The sequence below is a fragment of the Serratia sp. DFXYC6 genome (genome assembly GCF_057196085.1).
In genome coordinates, this window is sequence record NZ_JBXUNV010000001.1 from 2,017,683 (window position 1) to 2,037,292 (window position 19,610).

Below are 19,610 nucleotides of genomic sequence, written 5' to 3' on the forward strand. Positions count from 1 at the left end.
CTGATCTCAGGAGAGACGATGAAACACATTTCTTATCTGGTCGCCGCCCCGGCGCTGTTCGCCCTGTCGCTGTTCGGCGCCCCCGCGGCGCTGGCGCAATGCACGCGGGTCGCCCCCTGGATCGACTCCGGCTGCGATCCTTGCGGGGTGGGCACGGCGCTGGGCCGGGTCAACCTGACCAGCACTTACCTGCAGCCCGTCGGCACGCCGCTCGGCACCAGCGTGTTCGATCTGACCTCCGGCACCCGTTATCCCGATCCCAACAAGGTGCTGTATGAATGCGATGCAGGCGATGTCGGGCAAATTTATGAAGTCTTCGCCACCAACGGCGACGATCGCGTCGGCGGCTATTTCGATCTGGGCGCCAGGGACGGCAACCCCAACTATTACGCCACCTACTTCCCTTACGTCGGCATCCGTTTGACCCACCTGGATTCCGGCAAGGTTTTTACCCGTTACTGGCAGTCGGCGCCGATTACCCGCTACGCCACCGTCGGCAACAAAATCCAGATCCGGGTGAAAGACTTCAGCGCCATCCGCGCCGATCTGATCCGCATCAGCTCGCTGCCGGGCGCGGGCGCCAGCAACTACTGCGGCTACAGCGCCGGCAACCCGCTGGTGGGCATGGCGTCGACCACCGGCAATTCGCACTATACCTGCACGCAGCCGAACGGCTATGTTACCTTTCAGGGGCCCGGCATCGCTTCGGATCCTATCGGCAGCGATTCCGCCACCAACTACGCCACCTGGGGCACCGGGCGCTGGAACGCGATGGGCATGGGCACCGCACCGATCTCCTCATTGACCTATACCGCCACCTGCGTGGCGCGCAACGTCACGCCGCTGGTGATCCTGCCGACCATTTCCGTCAGCCAGTTGACCGCCGGGCAAACCTCACAGGCGCAGTTCACTATCAATATCGAATGCGACAACGCCGCCGTGTCCGGCGTCAGCAGCAACAATACCGCCCTCGGCCTGCAGGTACCGTATGAAAGCTATGTCGCGGCGCAGCAGCTCGGGCTGGTCAGCGCCAACGGCGGCGTGAGCTACCTGCTCTCCAGCGGCTACGGCACTGACAGCAGCATCGCCACCGGCGTGGGCATCGCGCTCGCCAACGCCGGCAACGGCGCGCCGATGAACTTTGTCGGCTGGGCGCGTTGCAGCGCCGGGCAATGCCCGCAGGGCAACGACGCCGGCTGGTACCCGGTGCTCAACGGCGCCAGCGGCGGCGGCAGCACCGCGGCGGGGTTTACCCACTACACCACCCAGCTCACCGCCACGCTCGCCCGGCTGCCCGGCCAAACCGTCACCGCCGGCAAGGTGGACGCCAGGGCCTACGTTTGGGTTAAGGTTCAATGATGAGAAAGAAATATCTGACGATGGGATGCGCCCTGCTGCTGGCGCTGGCTTCCATCGGCGCGCAGGCGGGCATCATCGCCTCCGCCACGCGGGTGATCTTTCATGAGGGCGAGACGGAAAAAACCCTGATGCTGCTCAACACCAACGGCTACCCGATCGTGGCGCAAACCTGGGTCGATAACGGTGACGTCAACGCCGCCCCCGAACTGTCCCGCGCGCCGTTTGTCACCCTGCCCAGCGTTTTCGCCCTGCCGCCTTCTGCGCTGAAAGGGCTGCGCATCCTGTTTGCCGGCGCTAACCTGCCCACCGACCGGGAGTCGGTATTCTGGCTCAACCTGTATGAGATCCCGCCTAACCCGCCGACCACGCCGCCGCTGGCGTCGCGCGTGACGCTGGCGATGAACACCCAGATGAAGATCTTCTACCGGCCCAGAGCGCTGCAGGGGAAAGCCGAGAACGCGGCCGAGGCCGTCTCATTCACGCTGCAAAAATCGCCGGACGGTTATCTGCTGCGCTGTCAAAACCGATCGGCGTTTTATCTCTCGTTCGCGCGCATCGCCGTGCACGCCGACAGGCGCGATTACCCGGTGCGGCAAGAAAGCGACATGATGACCGCGCCGTTCAGCACGCGAGATTATCACCTGGACGGCGTTGCAGCGCCGACACTCCCTTCTCAGGTCACCGTTCAGGCCACTCTCATCAACGACCAGGGCCAACAGATCGTCAAGCCATACACAGCAAACCCATAACGATAAAAAGCAGCACATTTTTTAAGTACAGGAAATAGGGAAAATGAGTCTAAGCAGATTCCAGCTACAGTTTCACCTGGAGAAACAGGCCAACATCATCAGGCAGTCACCGGCGTTCCACGCCGCCATCGTCAAACACGGGGAATTATTGAGGGAGACCTACAAGAAGCATCCGCTGTTTTACAAAATCATTTTCAGGAACAGCCGGTTCATCATCTGCTCCACCATCCTGTCCATTTATTACCACCAGCACGCCGCCGCGCTGAAAGACATCAAAGCCTTTTTCAAAGGGAAGAATATGATCAGCGAGAATTCCCTGGATTCCTTTCTGTTCTTTTTACGGGTCGGGCGCCGGCTGGAGGTCAAACCCTGCGAACATGACAAACGCCAGTTACGCTATAAGCCTACGCCGCACGCGCTGGCGGAAACCCAGGCGCTGATCGCCTCAATGGCGCGCCCTTATCAGGCGCTGGCGCCACAGATGCCCATCGCGGCGCTGCTGGCGGCGCCCGACTTTCTGTCCACCTTTTTCGCCGCCTACGGGCAACTGATGCTCAAGGAGGTCTACCTGATCGACCTGGTGCCGCAATCCGCGCTGTTCATCAGCAAAGATGCTGGCCACATGGTGCTGTTGATGTTGTTTATCGAAAGCATCCGACAGGACTCCCCCTTTCTGCTGCTCTCCTCGGCGAAAATCGCCAAGTCCTGCTCCGTCTCACGCGCGCACGTGAACCGCATTCTGCAGGCGGCGGAAAAATCCGGCCTGCTGACCACCACCAATAATGTGGTGATCGAACTCAACAGTTCGTTCTTCATCATGGCGGAGCGCTATTTTAGTCTCTATTTCGCGATGGTCGAATTCGGACTTGAACGGGTTTGGCAAACGCTACAATCCGCCACGCACTCCTGAGCCCTTTAGCGCGCCCGCAGCACCCGATCGATCAGCCCCCAGGCCGCCGCTTCGTCGGCGGTCATAAAGCGATCGCGATCCAACACCCGCTCCACCTCTTCATAACTTAGGCCGCAATGTTGGGCATACAACCGAATCACCGTGTCTTTGGTGCGCTTCATCTCTTCGGCGTGGATCAAGATGTCGGAGGCCTGCCCCTGAAAGCCGCCCAGCGGCTGGTGCACGTGCAGGCTGGCATTAGGCAGCGCCATGCGGTGCCCCGATTCGCCGGCCATCAGCAGGAACGAGCCCATCGAGCGCGCGGTGCCCATGCACAGCGTATGCACCGGGGCGCGGATATACTGCATGGTGTCGTAAATCGCCAACCCGCTGGTGATCACTCCGCCCGGCGAGTTGATATAAAGATGGATGGGTTTTTCCGGGTTTTCCGCCTCCAGAAACAGCAGCTGGGCGCACAGCATTTCGGCCACGTCGTCGTTGACTTCGCCGTTAAGGAACACGATCCGATCGCGCAGCAGACGCGAATAAATATCAAAGGAACGTTCTCCCCGGCTGGTCTGTTCCACCACCATCGGGACGAGCATCATCTTCTCACGCATCGGTGAACTCCTGGGTTGGCAACAAAGGGAAATGTGTTTAACGCGTCAGGCGGCGCGCATCACCGTCGGCGGGCCATCGTTGGCGGCATCGAGCTGGTGGATAATCCGCAGCAGGCTGCCGCCGCCGGCGTCCGGCACGATCTGCAGGGTGACGACGCTTTCGAGAAACGGCGGTTGGTCGTCGCGCAAGCGATAGCTCACCGCCTCGCCCGGCGTGGCGGCCAGCGGCTCGGCCTGCGCCAGATCCCCCGTCGGCAGCCACTGCTCACGCAATTCGGGAACGCTGAGCGCCCGCCACACTTTTTCCGGCGGCGCCTCGAGCGAATATTCCAACACCAGCCGGTCGCGCGGCGGCCGCTCAGCCTGTTTGTTCATTGATCCATGTCCTTCAGCAAAGTTTGCAGCGCGTCGATGCGCGCCGGCCAGTAGGCGCGGTACTTCGCCAGCCACTGGGCGATCTGCGCCAGCCCTTCCGGGTCGACCTGGTAATTGACGCAGCGCCCCTGCCTCGTCTCGCGTACCAGTCCGGCGTTACGCAGCACCGCCAGGTGTTGCGACATCGCCGACTGGCTGATGGGCAGCCCTTCGCGCAACGCACTGGCGTTCATGCTGGCGACAGCGAGTTTGTCGAAGATGCTGCGGCGGGTCGGATCGGCCAACGCCTTGAAGATGTCATTTTCGTTCATACAAACACATTAGTATTCACTTATGTATTATGCAAACGCAGAGGCAGATTTTTTTCGCAAGGCGAGACTCCGCGCCGGGGCGCGGAGTCGAGAGGTGAGCAATTACAGCGGTTTATTGCATGCGGGCGTGGTCAGCGCCGGTTGACCGGCAGGCGCCCCCTCCTGCGCTTCCAGCGCGAGACGCGCCAGCGGCATGTCTTCGTGGTAGCGCGCCTCGGCATTCAGAGTCTTTGAGTAGCGGTTGTACTTCCACCAGGCGTAGCCGAGGAACACCACCAGCCCGCCGACGTTATAGAACACGATGGTCATGATGCTGGCGCCGGTCGGGAACGTCGAGGCGAAGAAGCCGACGGTGAAGATGGCGATCAGCACGCTGACGATGGCGATGCCCTGCAGGCGCGAGCCCATTTTGAAATCGCGCGCCACCCGATCGTACTTCAGACGCAGATTCAGGTAGGCCAGCATGATGAACAGCGGCGGCAGCATCGAGGCGGCGGCGGTCATGTTGATCAGCGTGTTCATCAAATCCTGCACGCTGCTGGAGCCCAGCGTCGGGATCAGCATCAGCGGGATAACGATGAAGAACTGGATCCAGGCGGCGCGCGTCGGCACGCCGTGCCGGTTCAGGCGGATGGTTTTCTCGCCGAAAATGCCCTTCGGGATCTCGGTGAAGAAAATTTTCACCGGCGCCGCCGTCCACATCAGCAGCGAACCGAACATGGCGGTGAAGGAAACGATGCCGACAAAGCGGTTCATCAATACCGTCGGCAGGCCGAAGTGCGCCGACAAACCTTCGAACACCTGTACCGTACCGCCGGTAAAATGCAGGTCGGTGCGGTGCACGAATACGTTAATCAGCAGCGATGACACCGAATACAGCACGCCGATGAACAGCCCGGAAACGATGATCACCTTCACGAAGGCGCGGCTGCCGCCTTTCACATCGTTCACGTACACCGCCACGGATTCCGCCCCGCCCGCCGCCTGGAAGATCCAGGCGGTAATGCCGAGGAACGCCCAGTTGAAGTTCGGCGTCATCGCCTGCACGTTGATCGGATCGGCCGGCTCGATGCCGCCCAGCACCGCCGCGCCCGCCAGGATGATGTAGGAAAACGTCAGCAGCAGCATCAGCGACGAGGTGACGGAGGTCATCGGCCCCAGCAGTTTCGCGCCGCTGTTGGAGATGTAGGTCGAGAAGGCGAACAGGAAGATGCTGATGATCGCCGTGGTCAGCGGCGTAAACACATAGTCATAGCCCAAGAACGCGTAAGAAGCGTAGGCGATGACGCGCGGCAGCAGCGCGGTGAAGAAAAACAGATTCACGAACCAGTAGGTGTAGGCGGTGATAAACGCCCAGCGCCCGCCGAGCGCGCTTTTGACCCAGGCATAGACGCCGGCCTCGGAGTTGCGGTTGAGCGAGACGAACTCGGCGATGATCAGGCAAAAGGGAATGAAGTAAATGATCGTCGCCACCAGGAATACCGGCGACGAGGCGATGCCGAGCTGAATATTGTTGTTGATCACGTTGTTGAAACTGAACACTGCCGCAAACGTCATCGACAGCAGGCCAAACTTGCCGATGGTGTTTCTGTTCGACGCAGCCATAGAGATTCTCCGAATGGTGTAGGGGACTTCGGTTTGTTGTTATCGATCGGCGGTCGCGCTATTTGTTGATGAAATAGCTGTCTTCCACCGTCACTTTTAAAATGACTTTTTTTACCTTGCCGCTTTCTTTGAAGCGGTGAGCCTGGTGGTTTTCGAAGATCACCACGTTGCCTTTACCGACCCGGCGCCTCTCGCCTTCGCCGCTGAAAAACTCGCGGTCGGTTTCGTCCTGATAGGGCGCCACCGTCGTCAGCGCCCGTTTGTCGGCGACTTCGACGATCTCTTCTCCCTCGAGGTAGTAGTGCACGTCGAAGTAGCGGCGGTTGCCTTCCAGCCAGCCGTGCTGCCGGCCGGCGCCGACGCTCAGCCGATAGGTCAGCGAGTCGCCGATCGAATGGCACACGTTCGGGCTGATGCGATCGACATTGGCGATCGCCTCCATGCAGCGCAGCCATTTCTTGCCGCTGTGATAAATGCGCTGAAACTCCGTCAGGGATTCGAGAATGATCATGCGTTTTCCTCCGCAGACTGCGGGTGATGAGGGGCCGGCGCGAAGTCATAACCGGCGAGCGTGGCGCCGTCCGTTTGCCGGCCGTCGAACGGCACCAGCGTGAAGCCGTAGCTGAACGGCGCCAGATAGACCCGGTGGGTATCCAGCACCTCGGAGCCCCAGGAGTTGGAGCCGAGACCGAGCACCTGATCGTCCAGGTTCAGCGTCAGGCAATCGTCAGGCTCCAGCTCGTTGATGTGCTGAGCCCGATGCAGCATCTCGGCGCTGTACGGCCACAGGCTGAAGTTGATCGGCCGCCGCGGTTGGATGAAGATCCCCTTGCCCGCCGCGTCCTGCAGGCTCAGCCAGCGCACGTCCTGCCGATTGCCGTTGTCCTGCGGGAACGGATAGTGTTCGAACAGCGCATCGGCGCGCTGCCGGTAGCGGCCGATAAGGTTGGCCCGGCAGCTGTCGCGGTAGTTCTCACCCGGCCCGCGGCCGTAGTACTCCACCTGCTCGAAGCGGCGGCTGATGCCGAAATCGAGACCGATTTTCGGGATCACCTGCCGGAAATCGCCGTAAGGCTCCCCGGCCAGATCCAGGCTGACACAGCCCTGCGGAGAGATGCGCCAGCGATAGGTGCAGCGCATGCCGAAGTCGAACACCGGCGGCGCGATCAGGCTGCGCACCTCGATCAGCAGATCTTCGCCCTGCCATTGCCGGCTAAGGCGGCGGAAATGCTGTTGCATGATGGGGAAGTGATACGGCAACCAAATCCCCTCATATTCCTGTTTATGGTTATCGATCACCGGTTTGAAGAAGGTGATGCGCGGCGCGCGCCCCACCATTTCTTCATCGTCTACCCGCCACGACAGCAGTTCGCCGCTCAGCAGCGAGAACGCCAGCTGGAACCGGCCGCCGCTGACGAGCAGCTGATGATTTTCCTCGCGGCATTGCAGCGCCGGCGCATCGGCCAACGGTGGAGCCGGTAGCCGCGTCGCCGCCTGGCGCAGATGCTGGTAATGCCCCAGCAGTTGGCCGCTCTCGCTGTAGCGGGTGGCGCTGTCTTTATGCACCGCCACGTCGATCAGCGTTTCCCCCTGCCCCAGCGCCAGCACCGGCAGGTGCATGTCTTCACTCTCGCCCGGCTGCAGATGCGGCAGCTTGAATTCGTAACTCGCCACCTGGCGGCCGTCGGTCTTGACGCTGACCTTCAGCGTGATGTCCGCCAGCGAGCTGAACCAGTAGCGGTTTTTCACCCGCAGCACGTCGCCTGCGCCTTCTTCCGCCGTCACTTCCACCGGGCATAGCACCTGCTGATATTCACGCAGGCCGGGGCCGGGGCGCTGGTCCGGGTAGATCAGGCCGTCCATGCAGAAGTTGTAGTTGTTCGGGTAGTCGCCGTAATCGCCGCCGTACTGGTAGCGCTCGCGCCCCTGCTCGTCGTGGCTCAGCAGACCGTGATCGCACCATTCCCAGATATAGTGCCCCTGCAAACTGGCGTGACGGTTGAACACCGACTGGTATTCGAACAGCCCGCCGGGGCCGTTGCCCATGGCGTGGGCGTATTCACACAGAATGCGCGGTTTGGGGTGCGGGTATTCACCGAAGGCGTTCATCATCGCCACGCGGGAATACATGGTGCTGATCACGTCGGTCACTTCGGCGTCGCGATCTTCTTCGTAGTGGATAAGGCGGGTCGGATCGAGCGCCTTGCAGCGCCGGGCCATGGCGCGAATGTTGCACCCGTAGCCGGACTCGTTGCCGAGCGACCAGATGATGATCGACGGGTGGTTTTTCTGCGCCGCCACGTGGCGCTCGATGCGCTCGACGTAAGCCTGCTCCCAGCGCGGATCGTCGGTAATGCGGCTCAGATCGCCAACGTTGGCAAAGCCGTGGCTCTCCAGATCGGTCTCCGCCATCACAAACAGGCCATAGAGATCGCACAGCTCGTAAAAACGCGGATCGTTGGGATAATGGGCGGTGCGCACCGAGTTGATGTTGTGCTGTTTCATCAGCACGATGTCGCGCTCCATCCGCGCCATATCGACGGCGCGCCCTTTTCGGTGATCGTGATCGTGGCGGTTAACGCCGTGCAGTTTGAGGTAACGCCCGTTGACGTACATCAGCCCGTCGCGCACCGCGATCTCGCGGAAGCCCACCCGCTGCGGCACCACGCCCAGCAGGTTGCCGGCGCCGTCATACAGGCTGAGCAACAGCTGATACAGATAGGGATTTTCCGCATTCCACTGCTGCGGGCGGCTGACCGGCAGCTCGAAACGGCAGATCAGCGCCCGCTCGATGCGCAGATCGTCGCGCCACTGCTCCGCCACGCAGCGATCGCCGTCGAACAGCTGCGCCTGCAGGCGGCAGCCCTCGGCGGCCGGCGATCCGAGATGGCGCAGCTCGGCGTCGATCGCCAACTGCGCGTCGCAATAGCGTTCATCGAAGGTGGTGACCAGCGTCAGATCGTGAAGATGAGTGGCGTTCTGGCCGATCAGATAAACGTCGCGGAAGATGCCGGCCATCCACCACATGTCCTGATCTTCGATGTAGGTGGAGTCGGCCCACTGCATCACCCGCACCGACAGCAGGTTCTCGCCCTGCCGCACATAGGGGCTGATGTCGAATTCGGCGCACAGTCGGCTGCCCTTGCTGAAGCCGACATAATGGCCGTTGACGTACACCTCGAAGTAGGTTTCCACGCCGTCGAATTTGATCAGCACTTGCTGGTCCCGCCAGCCGGCGTCGAGCGTAAAGTGGCGCTGATAGGCGCCGGTGGGGTTGTTGGTCGGCACGTAAGGCACGTCGATCGGGAACGGGAAGCCCTCATCGGTATACTGCAGGTGGCCGTGCCCTTCCAGCTGCCACATGCCCGGCACCGCCATATCGCCCCAGTCGCTCATCGGCTCACGGTAAAACGCCGCCGGCACCTGCGCCGGGTGCTCGAAGAACCGAAAGCGCCAGCGGCCGCTCAGCAGTTGGAAACGCCGGCTGGCGTTGCGATCGAAGCTCAGCGCCTGCCCGGCGTCCGCGTAGCTGAAGAAGCTCGCGCGCGGCGCCAACCGGTGCTCCGACTGTTTTTCAATGTTTTCCCAATTATTCACGTCACGTCTCCCGACACCTGTGCAATGCGGAAACGATAGTAAATATTTAGTAAAAACTACAGCCGATATTTACCAAATGACGACAGGATCACAATAAATCTCAAATGCCTTTTTTTATCATGACGTTAATTTTGAGCGCCAACGCCCCCCGCCGAGGCGGGGGCCGGTCAGGCGACGGTGGTGTCACGCAGCTGCAGCGAGCTGGGAACGAAGATCGACAGCGGGACCGCGCGCTCATCGCGCAGCCGCTCCGCCAGCAGATTAACGGCCTGTGCGCCCATGGTTTCCGAAGGGATGCGCACCGTGGACAAGGCGGGGAAAATAAAACGGGCGGTGGGAATGTCGTTGACGCTGATCAGCGCAATCTGCCCCGGCACCTGGACGCCGTGTTCGTGCAGCGCGCGCAGCACGCCGATGGCGATCGAATCGGTCGCCACCAGCAGCGCCGGCGGATAGCCATTCTTGCTCTGCAACATCGCTTTGGCGCACTGGTAGCCCGACTGGCTGCTGAAATCGCCGTGGTAAATATCCTGCGGCCGCACCACGTTTTGCTGCCGGCCATACTCGACGAACGCCTGCTCGCGCTGGTCGATGCCGGCCGGATGGTCGCGCCCGCCGATAAAGCCGATGCGCTGATAGCCGCGGCCGATGAAGTAATCGATCACCTTGCGGCTGATCTTGTACAGGTCGACATTGACGCAGTCGAAACGCTCATCGTCCACCACGCCGTCGATAAACACCACCGGCGTTTCCTGCAGCCTGAGCTGCTCATACAGCGCGGGCTGTGGCCGGCCGATCACCAGCAGGCCGTCGGCCGCCGGCAGCGCCTTGTCGCCGGTAAAGTCGTAACCGGCGCTCAGCATCACGCCCAGTTTTTCGCACTGCGTTTCGATGCCGTAGCGCATCGCCAGGTAATAGGGATCGTTGATCTCCACACCCTGCGTATAGGTGAACAGCGCGGTGAAATGCAGGCGATGTCCGCTTTGCCGTTTGGAGGGCGCCACCTTGTATTCGAGGCGCTCCGCCGCTTCCAGGATCTTCTGGCGGGTTTGCGCCTTCACGCTCAGGGTGGGGTCGTCATTCAACACGCGCGAAACGGTGGCGACGGACACATTAGCGGCTTCAGCAATTTCCTTCAGTGTGGCCATAGAGTCCCAATGCACAGACGAAAAACGGTAGCTTAATCGGATAGCGGCGCAACGTACAGTGCCGCCCGCCCCTCTCTTCCCAGACCGGGCCAGCGCTCGCTCATGCAAACCGCTGCCGGGCGCCTGCAGCGAAAGATACCCATTTCACCCGTTGTGATCAAGTTAACGATTTACTGATTAAAGCGTATTTTTTACTAAATATTTTACTAATATACCTGCCGTTTACCGCCCGCGACCGGGCGGACTTTATCTCTTCTCCCAAGGAGCCGGGAGCGACCTTGCGTGAGCCGCCGTTCGACTGACGCACCGATCCATCCAACACCAGGCACATGCCCCATGACATCAATAAATCATCACGCCCTGTTGCCCTTGTTACTGATACTCAGCGCGCCGGTCTGGGCGGCGCAGGAACCCGTTACCCCGGCGGAGCGCAATCAGCTGCCGCCGCCGCCGTTGCCCGAAACCGCCGCGACCGCCCTGCGCTTTTACGGCGAGCTCGGCATCGGCGGCAGCGTCTATTTGAACGGCGAACATCAACATAAATACAGCGACGGCACCTACATCGAAGGCGGCCTCGAGATCAAACAGGGCCATTGGTTCGGCCTGATTTACGGCGAGGGCTGGACCGTGCAGGCCGACAGCCAGGGCCACGCCTGGACGCCCGGACACGGCTGGGGCGGCTTCGAGGGGGGCCTGAACCGTTTCTACGGCGGTTACCGTACCGATGACGGCACCGAGATGATGCTCAGCGTACGCAACGACTCGTCGCTCGACGATCTGCAATGGTGGGGCGACTTCACGCCGGAGTACGGCTACGTGATCCCCAACACCCGCGATCTCAGCTACGCCGCCAAGCTGCAAAACCTGACCGGGCGCTTTCGCTACAGCGTGACGGCGGCGCCGGAAAGCCGCATCGACGAGAGCAAGGCGCTGCTGCACTTCGGCAAATACGACCGCTACTCCGACAAATACACCTACCGGGCGATGATCAACGGCTACACCCAGTACGATCTGCAAGACGGTCTGACGCTGCTGAACGGCCTGGAGGTGACCGACGGCCTGGGGCAGCTGTTTCTGCTGGGGCTGCGCGGCAAACACCTGGCCGGCCGCGTCTGGCACCACACCGGCAAAGGCGACAGCGGCGGCCATCCCGGCAGTGAATCGGGCCTGATGCTCAGCGCGATGACGGAAACCGCCAAAGGGCTGTACCTCTCCACCGCCTACAGCTACGCCCGCCACCGGTTTGATAACGCGGCGGATACCGCCACCTCCTACGCCCAGTTCGGCGTCTGGTACGAATATGCCGGCGGTAAGCTGGCCACCGCGCTGGACAGCAAATTCTTTATGCGCAATGACAGCACCGGCGCCAGCAACTCGGTGTTTCTGATGCAATATTTCTATTGGTAACCGTTGAGGCCCCTACGATGAACATGACTCCCCTGACGCCGCTGGCCACCGCCCTCACCCTCGCGCTGACGCTGGCGGGCTGCGCGCCGAAAACGCCCGCCGCCCCACAGGCCGAACGCTACCCAAACGTTATCGATCGCCACGGCGCGCCGCATTTTATGCTCGACTATGACTTCGACGATCATCAACGCTTCAACCCGTTCTTCGATCTCGGCGCCTGGCACGGCCACCTGTTGCCGAGCGGCCCGGAAGGCATGGGCGGTTTCCCCGGCCCGGCGCTGCTGACCGAAGAATACATCAACTTTATGGCCAACAATTTCGATCGGCTCAGCGTGTATCGCAACGGCAAGCCGGTGCATTTCACCATGACGGCCTACAGCCTGCCCGGCGCCCTGGTGCAGCGGCTCAGCGCGCCGGGGGTTACCGTCAACCTGACGCTGCGCTTCGCCAGTGCGCGCACCTCGCTGCTGGAGACGCAAATTATCACCGATGCGCCGCTGGAGCTGGTGTGGGATGGCGAATTGCTGGAGCGCTACGCGGCCAAAGAGCAAAAACCGCAGCCGCCGGCGACCCTCGAACAGGCGTTTCCGGACTACACGCGCCGCATTGTGCCGACGGCGGACGGCCTGCGCGTCACCTTCGGCAAGGTGCGTGCGCCGTCGCAGCTGATGACCTCCGGCCAGTCCGAGTATCAGATCCATAAATCGCTGCCGCAGCGCACCACGGTCGACGGCCACCGCTTCCGCGCCACGGCGCGCATCGCCGGCACAACCACGCTGTACACCACCTATTCGCACCTGCTCACCGCCGACGAGGCGCAGCGCGAACAGCGCGCTATCGCCGACATCCTCGCTCACCCGCAGCGCTATATGGCCGCATCGGCCCAGCGTTGGGAACGCTATCTCGCCGCCGGGCTCCGCAACCCGCACGCCACGGCGGAACAAACGCGTGTGGCGGTCAAAGCGATAGAAACGCTGAACGGCAACTGGCGCGGCGCCGCCGGGGCGATGAAGTTCGACTCGGTCACCCCGTCGGTCACCGGGCGCTGGTTCTCCGGCAACCAGACCTGGCCGTGGGACACCTGGAAACAGGCCTACGCCATGGCGCACTTCAACCCGGACGTGGCCAAGGACAACATTCGCGCGGTGTTCGCCTACCAGATCCGGCCGGGCGACGCTTTGCGGCCGTGGGACGCCGGTTTCCTGCCCGACCTTATCGCCTACAACCCCAGCCCGGAGCGCGGCGGCGACGGCGGCAACTGGAACGAACGCAACACCAAGCCGAGCCTGGCGGCCTGGGCGGTGATGGAGGTCTATCGCGTCACCGGCGATAAGGGCTGGCTGGCGGAGATGTACCCGAAGCTGGTGGCTTACCATGACTGGTGGCTGCGCAACCGCGATCACAACGGCAACGGCGTGCCGGAGTACGGCGCCACCCGTGACAAAGCGCACAATACTCCCGACGGGCGCATGCTGTTTACCGTCAAACGCGGGCAACGCGAGCAAACGCTGGCCGGCCTCGACAACTACGATCGCATCGTGCGCGAGGGGCATTACGACAGCATCGCGATCCCGGCGCAGACCGCCGCCTCCTGGGAGTCGGGCCGTGACGATGCGGCGGTATTCGGCTTTATCGATCCGGATCAATTGGCGCGCTACGTGGCGCAGGGCGGCAAACGCGAAGACTGGCAGGTGAAATTCGCCGAAAACCGCGCGCCGGACGGCACGCTGCTCGGCTACTCGCTGCTGCAGGAGTCGGTGGATCAGGCCAGCTATATGTACAGCGATAACCGCTACCTGGCGGAGATGGCCGATATTCTGGGCCGCGGCGCGGAAGCCGCCGCCTTCCGCGCCAAAGCCGACCGGCTGGCGGCCTACATCAACACCTGCATGTTCGACAAGCAGAGCGGTTTCTTCTACGACATCCGCATCGAAAGCCGGCCGTTGGCCAACGGCTGCGCCGGCAAACCGATCGTCGAACGCGGCAAAGGGCCGGAAGGCTGGTCGCCGCTGTTCAACGGCGCCGCCAGCCAGACGCACGCCGATGCGGTGGTCAGGGTGATGAAGGATCCGCGCGAGTTCAATACCTACGTGCCGCTCGGCACCGCGGCGCTGACCAACCCGGCGTTCGGCGCGGACATCTACTGGCGCGGCCGCGTGTGGGTCGATCAGTTGTATTTCGGCCTCAAGGGCATGGAACGCTACGGCTATCGCGACGACGCGGTAGCGATGGCGCAGGCCTTCTTCCGCCACGCCGACGGCCTGGTCGCCGACGGGCCGATCCGCGAGAACTACAACCCGCTCACCGGCAAACAGCAAGGCGCGCCGAACTTCTCCTGGAGCGCGGCGCATCTGTACATGTTGTATAACGACTTCTTCACGCAATAAGCCGCGGCGGCCACCGCCATCGTTGCCCGGCGGTGGCCCGCGTTTATGATCGGATCGGGATCACCAGCACGTCGATATTCAGCTGGTTGATGGCGTTGCGGGTAGAAGAAAACAGGTTGCTCCACAGATCGTGGTGATGGCCGAACACCAGAAGATCGATGTTCTTGTCCACGACCGCCGTGCGCAGTTCGTCAACGAAGCCGCCGCGCCCGATAATCACTTCCGCGATCGGATAATTGACGTTTTGCGTGGTGGGTTCCAGCTCTTTGCGGATCTTCTCTTCGAACGGCACGCCGTCATAACTGCGCTCCGAAAAGCCGATCGCCGCGTGGTAGGTGTCGTAGTGGACGTCCACATAGATCAGCGAGAGTTTGGCCTGCAGCGCCTCCGCCAGCAACGCCCCTTTTTCGACCAGCCGTTTGCCGTCATCGCTCAGATCGGTGGCGATGACAATATGGTGGTAACACATAGCGCCTCCTGTCATGGACTCGGTTGAGCCGAGGCTCCGATATCACGCCGGGGTCATATCGTTATGATTAATTTTAGTTCAGAAATGGCGCTCGTGGCGGGAGGTGATGCAGTGGGAAAGCCCCGTCGCCGGGGCTGAAGGCAAAAAATTATTTCTCGCGCTGCGCCTCAAACCAGACGTTGCACAGCGACAGGATCAGCGTGTTGGCGTCTTTCACCAGCACGTTATCGCCGGGCACCCCATCGGTGCCCTGATCGGTGATGCCTTTGATGGCGGTATCCGCGTGCTGAATGGCCACGCGCTCGACCGACGGCGTGCTGATGCCCAGCATCGGGAAATCGATGTAGGAGCTGCTGCCGGCATTGTCCTCGACAAACTCCTGCGCTTCTACGGTGCTGACGGTGGCCCCTTCGCTTTTCAGCGCCGTGCCGTTCCAGCTGAACGCATCCGCTTTGTAGCTGATTTTGCCGCCGATCAGGCTCTGCGCCTGCTGTTGATCCCAGCAGCCGGTGGTCTGGGTCGGCACGATCTTGCTGACGCGCCAGTTGCCCAGCAGCTGTTTGGGGATCGGCCCGGTATCGCTTTCCGCCGCCCGAACCTGAGTCGCCGAGACGCAGGCCAACACCACCAGCGGCAGCAGCGCCTTGCTCCAAGTGTTCAATCGCATTGTCTTTTCCTTCGTTTCAGTACCCAGTCTGCCCTCGCGGGCCAACGGCTATCATAATAAGCCCGCCGATTCGCCGTCAAAACAATCCGCTCCGCACCGGGCCGCGGCCGCTCATAGCTAATCGCTATGAGTCATAGTGAATCAGTATTTTGTTTTAGCCCAGCGATTACCTACAGTCACTGCCACTATTCTGCCCGCCAAAATTAGCAGGCAATGTTGACAAGGACCCTGGGAAAATGACATTTACGCTGAAAAACCTCACCCTGGCGCTGGCCGCCGCCGGCACGCTGCTGCTGACCGCCTGCGGCCCGACCGCACAGGACGATCACCACATCAAGGTCGGCATCAGCGCCGGTATCGATCAGTCGCTGTGGGCGGTGGTGCAAAAGGTCGCCAAGCAGAAATACGATCTGGACGTGGAGGTGGTGACCTTCAACGACTACGTGCTGCCGAACGAAGCGCTGAACAACGGCGATCTGGACGTCAACGCCTTCCAGCACAAACCGTATCTGGACAAGCAGATGCAGGAGCGCGGCTACAAGCTGGCGGCGGTGGGCAACACCTTCGTCTACCCGATCGCCGGCTATTCGAAGAAGATAACCGCACTCAGCCAGCTGCCGGACGGCGCGCAGGTGGCGGTGCCGAACGATCCCACCAACCTGGGCCGCTCGCTGTTGCTGTTGCAAAAACAGGGGCTGATTACCCTGAAAGACGGCGTCGGCCTGCTGCCGACCGCGCTGGATATCGTCAGCAACCCGAAAAAGCTGAAGATCGTCGAGATTGAAGCGCCGCAGCTGCCGCGCGCGCTGGACGACCAACAGGTGACGCTGGCGATCATCAACACCAACTATTCCAGCCAGATTGGCCTGTCGCCGGCCAAGGACGGGCTGTTTGTCGAAGACAAAAACTCGCCTTACGTCAACATTTTCGCCAGCCGCATCGACAACAAAGACAGCGAGAAAGTGAAGGATCTGGTCAAGGCCTATCAGACCGACGAAGTGGCGGCCAGCGCCGCCGAAATCTACAAGGGCGACGCCGTCAAAGGCTGGTAACGCTCTCCCGTATGCCCGTGGCGCCAGGCCACGGGCCATGCCAACCTCAGCCGCGCTGAATGGACACGCCGCCGTCCACCAGCATCGCGGTGCCGGTGACAAATGAGGAAGCGTCAGACGCCAAATACAGCGCCGCCTGCGCGATCTCCTCCGGCATCGCCAGCCGCTTCAGTGCGTGCAGGTCGGCCACCTGCGCCAAGGCTTCCGGGGTATTGCTCATCTGCCGCCCCATCGCCGTATCGGTGCCTCCCGGCAGCAGCGCGTTCACCCGAATGCCGCGCCCGCCAAACTCCACCGCCAGCGCCTGCGTCAGGCCGATCAGCCCCGATTTGCCGGCCGCATAGGCCGCCGTGCCGGGAAACGCCGCCGTGTGGCCGACGAACGTGGAGGTGAAGATCACCGAGCCCGCGCCGCGCGCCAGCATGGCGGGAATTTGATGCCTGGCGCCGTAATAGGCGCTGGACAGGTTAGTTTCCAGCACCTCGCGCCATTCTGACGCGCTGAGCGCCAGCGACGGCCCCAGCGGCCCCAACGTGCCGGCGTTGTTGAAGGCGATATCCAGGCCGCCGAATTCGTCGACCGCCGTCGCCGTCAGCCGTTCGGCGAAGGCTTCATCGCGCACGTCACCCGCCACCGCCAATGCCCGGCCGCCCTCGCGCCGAATGTCCTCCACCAGCTCGGCCAACAGCGGCGCGCGCCGGGCGCCCAACACCAGCGCCGCCCCCTGCCGGGCGAACAGCAGCGCTGCCGCTTTGCCGATCCCTGAACTGGCGCCGCCGATCACCGCCACCTTGCCGTTTAATGCGTTCATCGCTCATCCTCACGCTGTTTAAAGATCCTCAGTGTGAGGCAAGGTTCGACGCCGCGCTGGCCGCAAGCGGACATGCAATTGGCGCAATAAAAAAGGCGCTGCAAGCAGCGCCCCGGCAACGCGGATCCGACGGCGAACTCACGGTTTGGCCGCGTATTTCTCCTGATTGGCCGGCGTCACCAGCTCGAATGGGATCCAGTAATACGGCTCAAGCTTTTCGCCGTTGATCATGCGCTGCGCCACCTCGACCGAGGCCTTGCCCTGGCCGATCGCGTCCTGGAACACCGTGACCTGCATCTTGCCGGAGGCCAGCGCCTTGAGGCCGTCCGGCGTGGCGTCGATGCCGCCGATCAGCACTTTCTTGTCCGCCTTGCCCGCCTGCTGCAGCGCCATGATCGCGCCGATCGCCATCTCGTCGTTGTTGGCGGCGACGATGTCGATCGCTTCGCCGTTGGTCAGCCAGTTCATCATCAGATCCATGCCTTCACTGCGTGAATAGTTGGCGCTCTGCTTCTGCACCACCTTCATGTTCGGGTATTTGGCCACCACCTGCTCCACGTCTTTGGTGCGCTGCAGCGCGCCGGCGTCGGTCAGGTTGCCGATCATCACCGCCACGTTGCCCTGATAGTTGGCCAGCCGCGCCAACTCTTCCATTTGCAACGTGCCGGACTCCCGCTCATCGGAGCCGACGAACACCACGCCCTGAGGCAGTTTGGCGTCGCCCGGCGTGCGGTTCACGTACACCAGCGGCACGCCGGCGGCCTGCACCATTTTGGTCATTACCGGCGTGCTGGCCGAGTTGACCGGATCGACGATAATCGCGTCCACCCCGGCGCTGATAAAACTCTGCACCTGGTCGGTCTGGCGGCCGACGTCGCCGCGCGCGTCCTCGAACTGCACGGTAATACCGCGCGCCTTGGCCTCCTTGTCGATCGCCTGGCGGATAATGGTGAGGAAGTTCTGGTCGAAATAGGCCATCGATACGCCGATGGTTTGCGCCCATGCCGGGGTGGACGCACACAGCGCCACCGCCAGCCACAGCCCTTTCAGGTAATTCATGATGTGCCCCCCGGTAAAAAAACACCGCCGGCCAACCCTGGCGCCGGCGGCAATTCACGGCAATCAGTGTTTCTTGCGGTTGCGACGCATGTCGATCGACACGGCGGCGACGATAATCACGCCTTTGATGATGTCCTGAATGTAAGAATCGACGCCGATAAAGGTGAAGCCGCTTTTGATAAGGCCGAGGATCACCGCGCCGATCAGCGTGCCGGTGATGCGCCCGACGCCGCCCATCAGGCTGCTGCCGCCGATCACCGCCGCGGCGATGGCGTCCAGCTCGTACGACATCCCCATGCTCGACTGGCCGCTGCTGACGCGCGCCGCCAGCACCACGCCCGCCAGTCCCGCCAACCCGCCGGCGATGGTGTAAACCGTCACCAGATATTTGTTGACGTTGATGCCGGACACCCGCGCCGAGGTCATGTTGCCGCCGATGGCGTAGATGTATTTGCCGTAGCGGGTGTGTTTGAGCGCGATATGGAAGATCACCGCAATCACCAGGAAGATGATCACCGGCATCGCGCCCTGACCGATTGACGTGAAGCCGTCCGACAGGAAGCTGACCGGGTTACCCTTGGTGTAGTACTGCGCCAGACCGCGCGCCGATACCATCATCCCCAGCGTGGCGATGAACGGCGGAATGCCGGTGCGGGTGATCAGGAAGCCGTTGATAAAGCCGCAGACAATGCCCACCCCAATCCCCGCGCCGATCGGGATCGCCGCCGGCAGATCGAGCAGCCCCGGGTACATCGGCGAAATGCTGTCCGAGGTCTGCGCCAGGCTGGCCGCCACCACCGCAGTCAGCGCAATCAGCGAACCGGAGGAGAGATCGATGCCGGTGGTGATGATCACCTGGGTGACGCCCACCGCGATGATGCCGATGATCGCCACCTGCAGCACGATCAGCAGCAGGCGGTTCGGGTTCAGCAGAAACGACTGATCGCGCATGTACCAGCCGAGGATTTCGAAGACCAGCGCGATGCCGAGCATCACGATGAAGATGCCGGTATCCTTCGGCATTTTGCCGCTCAGCCCGGAGAACAGCGTTCCCTTGCTCGTTGAATCGGCGGAGAGCGGCTTCTCAATCTTTACGTTACTCATG

18 protein-coding genes are annotated in these 19,610 nt (G+C 62.0%); 6 read left to right on the forward strand and 12 right to left on the reverse strand.

The features are described from left to right. Positions 1–18: 18 nt before the first annotated feature. From AC2CGQ_RS09900 to AC2CGQ_RS09910, 3 genes are read left to right on the forward strand one after another with little or no spacing between them, the layout of a single operon-like run. A complete protein-coding gene (locus AC2CGQ_RS09900) occupies positions 19–1,359 on the forward strand; it encodes a fimbrial protein (protein WP_484593642.1) in 1,341 nt (446 codons plus the stop codon). Next, positions 1,356–2,108, forward strand: coding sequence for a fimbrial biogenesis chaperone (locus AC2CGQ_RS09905; protein WP_322193889.1), 753 nt, complete (start codon positions 1,356–1,358; stop codon positions 2,106–2,108). Before AC2CGQ_RS09900 ends, AC2CGQ_RS09905 begins: the two co-directional genes overlap by 4 nt. A gap of 43 nt (positions 2,109–2,151) precedes the next feature. Beyond that, entirely contained in the window at positions 2,152–3,018 is an 867-nt protein-coding gene (locus tag AC2CGQ_RS09910; RefSeq protein WP_015377557.1) for a hypothetical protein, read from the forward strand. 5 nt (positions 3,019–3,023) lie between these two features. Here the strand turns inward: AC2CGQ_RS09910 and AC2CGQ_RS09915 are convergent, their stop codons facing one another. The 7 genes from AC2CGQ_RS09915 to ebgR all read right to left on the reverse strand — a co-directional run bounded on the left by AC2CGQ_RS09915 (position 3,024) and on the right by ebgR (position 10,653). Further along, positions 3,024–3,617, reverse strand: coding sequence for an ATP-dependent Clp protease proteolytic subunit (locus AC2CGQ_RS09915; protein ID WP_015377556.1), 594 nt, complete (start codon positions 3,615–3,617; stop codon positions 3,024–3,026). A 45-nt stretch (positions 3,618–3,662) separates the two neighbouring features. After that, positions 3,663–3,992, reverse strand: a complete 330-nt coding sequence (locus tag AC2CGQ_RS09920) for an SRPBCC family protein (protein ID WP_015377555.1) — start codon at positions 3,990–3,992, stop codon at positions 3,663–3,665. Next, the gene (locus AC2CGQ_RS09925) at positions 3,989–4,303 is read right to left on the reverse strand and encodes an ArsR/SmtB family transcription factor (protein WP_004941008.1); all 315 of its coding nucleotides are present in this window, start codon (positions 4,301–4,303) and stop codon (positions 3,989–3,991) included. The genes AC2CGQ_RS09920 and AC2CGQ_RS09925 overlap by 4 nt, the downstream gene beginning before the upstream one ends. 102 nt (positions 4,304–4,405) lie before the next feature. Continuing rightward, a complete protein-coding gene (locus AC2CGQ_RS09930; protein ID WP_015377554.1) occupies positions 4,406–5,908 on the reverse strand; it encodes an amino acid permease in 1,503 nt (500 codons plus the stop codon). A 58-nt stretch (positions 5,909–5,966) separates the two neighbouring features. After that, positions 5,967–6,419 carry a beta-galactosidase subunit beta gene (locus AC2CGQ_RS09935; RefSeq protein ID WP_015377553.1) on the reverse strand — a complete coding sequence of 151 codons (453 nt, stop codon included), beginning with the start codon at positions 6,417–6,419 and terminating at the stop codon, positions 5,967–5,969. Next, positions 6,416–9,505 (reverse strand): beta-galactosidase subunit alpha, encoded by a 3,090-nt coding sequence (ebgA, locus tag AC2CGQ_RS09940; RefSeq protein ID WP_076740326.1) that lies wholly within the window; start codon positions 9,503–9,505, stop codon positions 6,416–6,418. The genes AC2CGQ_RS09935 and ebgA overlap by 4 nt, the downstream gene beginning before the upstream one ends. Before the next feature lie 167 nt (positions 9,506–9,672). Beyond that, on the reverse strand, positions 9,673–10,653 hold the full coding sequence (ebgR, locus tag AC2CGQ_RS09945; RefSeq protein ID WP_076740327.1) for a transcriptional regulator EbgR: 981 nt from the start codon (positions 10,651–10,653) through the stop codon (positions 9,673–9,675). Positions 10,654–10,989: 336 nt separating this feature from the next. Between ebgR and ygjJ the strand changes: the two genes are divergently transcribed. Both ygjJ and ygjK read left to right on the forward strand, forming a co-directional pair. Further along, positions 10,990–12,060, forward strand: coding sequence for a protein YgjJ (ygjJ, locus tag AC2CGQ_RS09950; RefSeq protein WP_021504841.1), 1,071 nt, complete (start codon positions 10,990–10,992; stop codon positions 12,058–12,060). Between the two features lie 17 nt (positions 12,061–12,077). Next, the gene (gene ygjK / locus AC2CGQ_RS09955) at positions 12,078–14,447 is read left to right on the forward strand and encodes an alpha-glucosidase (protein ID WP_484593643.1); all 2,370 of its coding nucleotides are present in this window, start codon (positions 12,078–12,080) and stop codon (positions 14,445–14,447) included. A gap of 43 nt (positions 14,448–14,490) precedes the next feature. Here the strand turns inward: ygjK and AC2CGQ_RS09960 are convergent, their stop codons facing one another. Next, entirely contained in the window at positions 14,491–14,916 is a 426-nt protein-coding gene (locus tag AC2CGQ_RS09960; protein ID WP_015377548.1) for a universal stress protein, read from the reverse strand. Between the two features lie 148 nt (positions 14,917–15,064). Beyond that, positions 15,065–15,583 carry a hypothetical protein gene (locus AC2CGQ_RS09965; RefSeq protein ID WP_015377547.1) on the reverse strand — a complete coding sequence of 173 codons (519 nt, stop codon included), beginning with the start codon at positions 15,581–15,583 and terminating at the stop codon, positions 15,065–15,067. A gap of 236 nt (positions 15,584–15,819) precedes the next feature. Between AC2CGQ_RS09965 and metQ the strand changes: the two genes are divergently transcribed. Further along, positions 15,820–16,635, forward strand: coding sequence for a methionine ABC transporter substrate-binding lipoprotein MetQ (gene metQ / locus AC2CGQ_RS09970; RefSeq protein ID WP_015377546.1), 816 nt, complete (start codon positions 15,820–15,822; stop codon positions 16,633–16,635). Between the two features lie 46 nt (positions 16,636–16,681). On the opposite strand, the gene AC2CGQ_RS09975 is transcribed toward metQ, so the two are convergent. From AC2CGQ_RS09975 to AC2CGQ_RS09985, 3 genes are all read right to left on the reverse strand, one after another. Next, a complete protein-coding gene (locus AC2CGQ_RS09975) occupies positions 16,682–17,446 on the reverse strand; it encodes an SDR family oxidoreductase (RefSeq protein ID WP_004940984.1) in 765 nt (254 codons plus the stop codon). A 138-nt stretch (positions 17,447–17,584) separates the two neighbouring features. Then, positions 17,585–18,505 carry a sugar ABC transporter substrate-binding protein gene (locus tag AC2CGQ_RS09980; RefSeq protein WP_004940980.1) on the reverse strand — a complete coding sequence of 307 codons (921 nt, stop codon included), beginning with the start codon at positions 18,503–18,505 and terminating at the stop codon, positions 17,585–17,587. A 63-nt stretch (positions 18,506–18,568) separates the two neighbouring features. Further along, positions 18,569–19,609, reverse strand: coding sequence for an ABC transporter permease (locus tag AC2CGQ_RS09985; RefSeq protein WP_004940978.1), 1,041 nt, complete (start codon positions 19,607–19,609; stop codon positions 18,569–18,571). Position 19,610: the final 1 nt, after the last annotated feature.

Coding starts and splice junctions, on each gene's coding strand:
- AC2CGQ_RS09900 (WP_484593642.1), top strand. CDS start 19: ATGAAACACATTTCTTATCTGGTCGCCGCCCCGGCGCTGTTCGCCCTG.
- AC2CGQ_RS09905 (WP_322193889.1), top strand. CDS start 1,356: ATGATGAGAAAGAAATATCTGACGATGGGATGCGCCCTGCTGCTGGCG.
- AC2CGQ_RS09910 (WP_015377557.1), top strand. CDS start 2,152: ATGAGTCTAAGCAGATTCCAGCTACAGTTTCACCTGGAGAAACAGGCC.
- AC2CGQ_RS09915 (WP_015377556.1), bottom strand. CDS start 3,617: ATGCGTGAGAAGATGATGCTCGTCCCGATGGTGGTGGAACAGACCAGC.
- AC2CGQ_RS09920 (WP_015377555.1), bottom strand. CDS start 3,992: ATGAACAAACAGGCTGAGCGGCCGCCGCGCGACCGGCTGGTGTTGGAA.
- AC2CGQ_RS09925 (WP_004941008.1), bottom strand. CDS start 4,303: ATGAACGAAAATGACATCTTCAAGGCGTTGGCCGATCCGACCCGCCGC.
- AC2CGQ_RS09930 (WP_015377554.1), bottom strand. CDS start 5,908: ATGGCTGCGTCGAACAGAAACACCATCGGCAAGTTTGGCCTGCTGTCG.
- AC2CGQ_RS09935 (WP_015377553.1), bottom strand. CDS start 6,419: ATGATCATTCTCGAATCCCTGACGGAGTTTCAGCGCATTTATCACAGC.
- ebgR (WP_076740327.1), bottom strand. CDS start 10,653: ATGGCCACACTGAAGGAAATTGCTGAAGCCGCTAATGTGTCCGTCGCC.
- ygjJ (WP_021504841.1), top strand. CDS start 10,990: ATGACATCAATAAATCATCACGCCCTGTTGCCCTTGTTACTGATACTC.
- ygjK (WP_484593643.1), top strand. CDS start 12,078: ATGAACATGACTCCCCTGACGCCGCTGGCCACCGCCCTCACCCTCGCG.
- AC2CGQ_RS09960 (WP_015377548.1), bottom strand. CDS start 14,916: ATGTGTTACCACCATATTGTCATCGCCACCGATCTGAGCGATGACGGC.
- AC2CGQ_RS09965 (WP_015377547.1), bottom strand. CDS start 15,583: ATGCGATTGAACACTTGGAGCAAGGCGCTGCTGCCGCTGGTGGTGTTG.
- metQ (WP_015377546.1), top strand. CDS start 15,820: ATGACATTTACGCTGAAAAACCTCACCCTGGCGCTGGCCGCCGCCGGC.
- AC2CGQ_RS09975 (WP_004940984.1), bottom strand. CDS start 17,446: ATGAACGCATTAAACGGCAAGGTGGCGGTGATCGGCGGCGCCAGTTCA.
- AC2CGQ_RS09980 (WP_004940980.1), bottom strand. CDS start 18,505: ATGAATTACCTGAAAGGGCTGTGGCTGGCGGTGGCGCTGTGTGCGTCC.
- AC2CGQ_RS09985 (WP_004940978.1), bottom strand. CDS start 19,609: ATGAGTAACGTAAAGATTGAGAAGCCGCTCTCCGCCGATTCAACGAGC.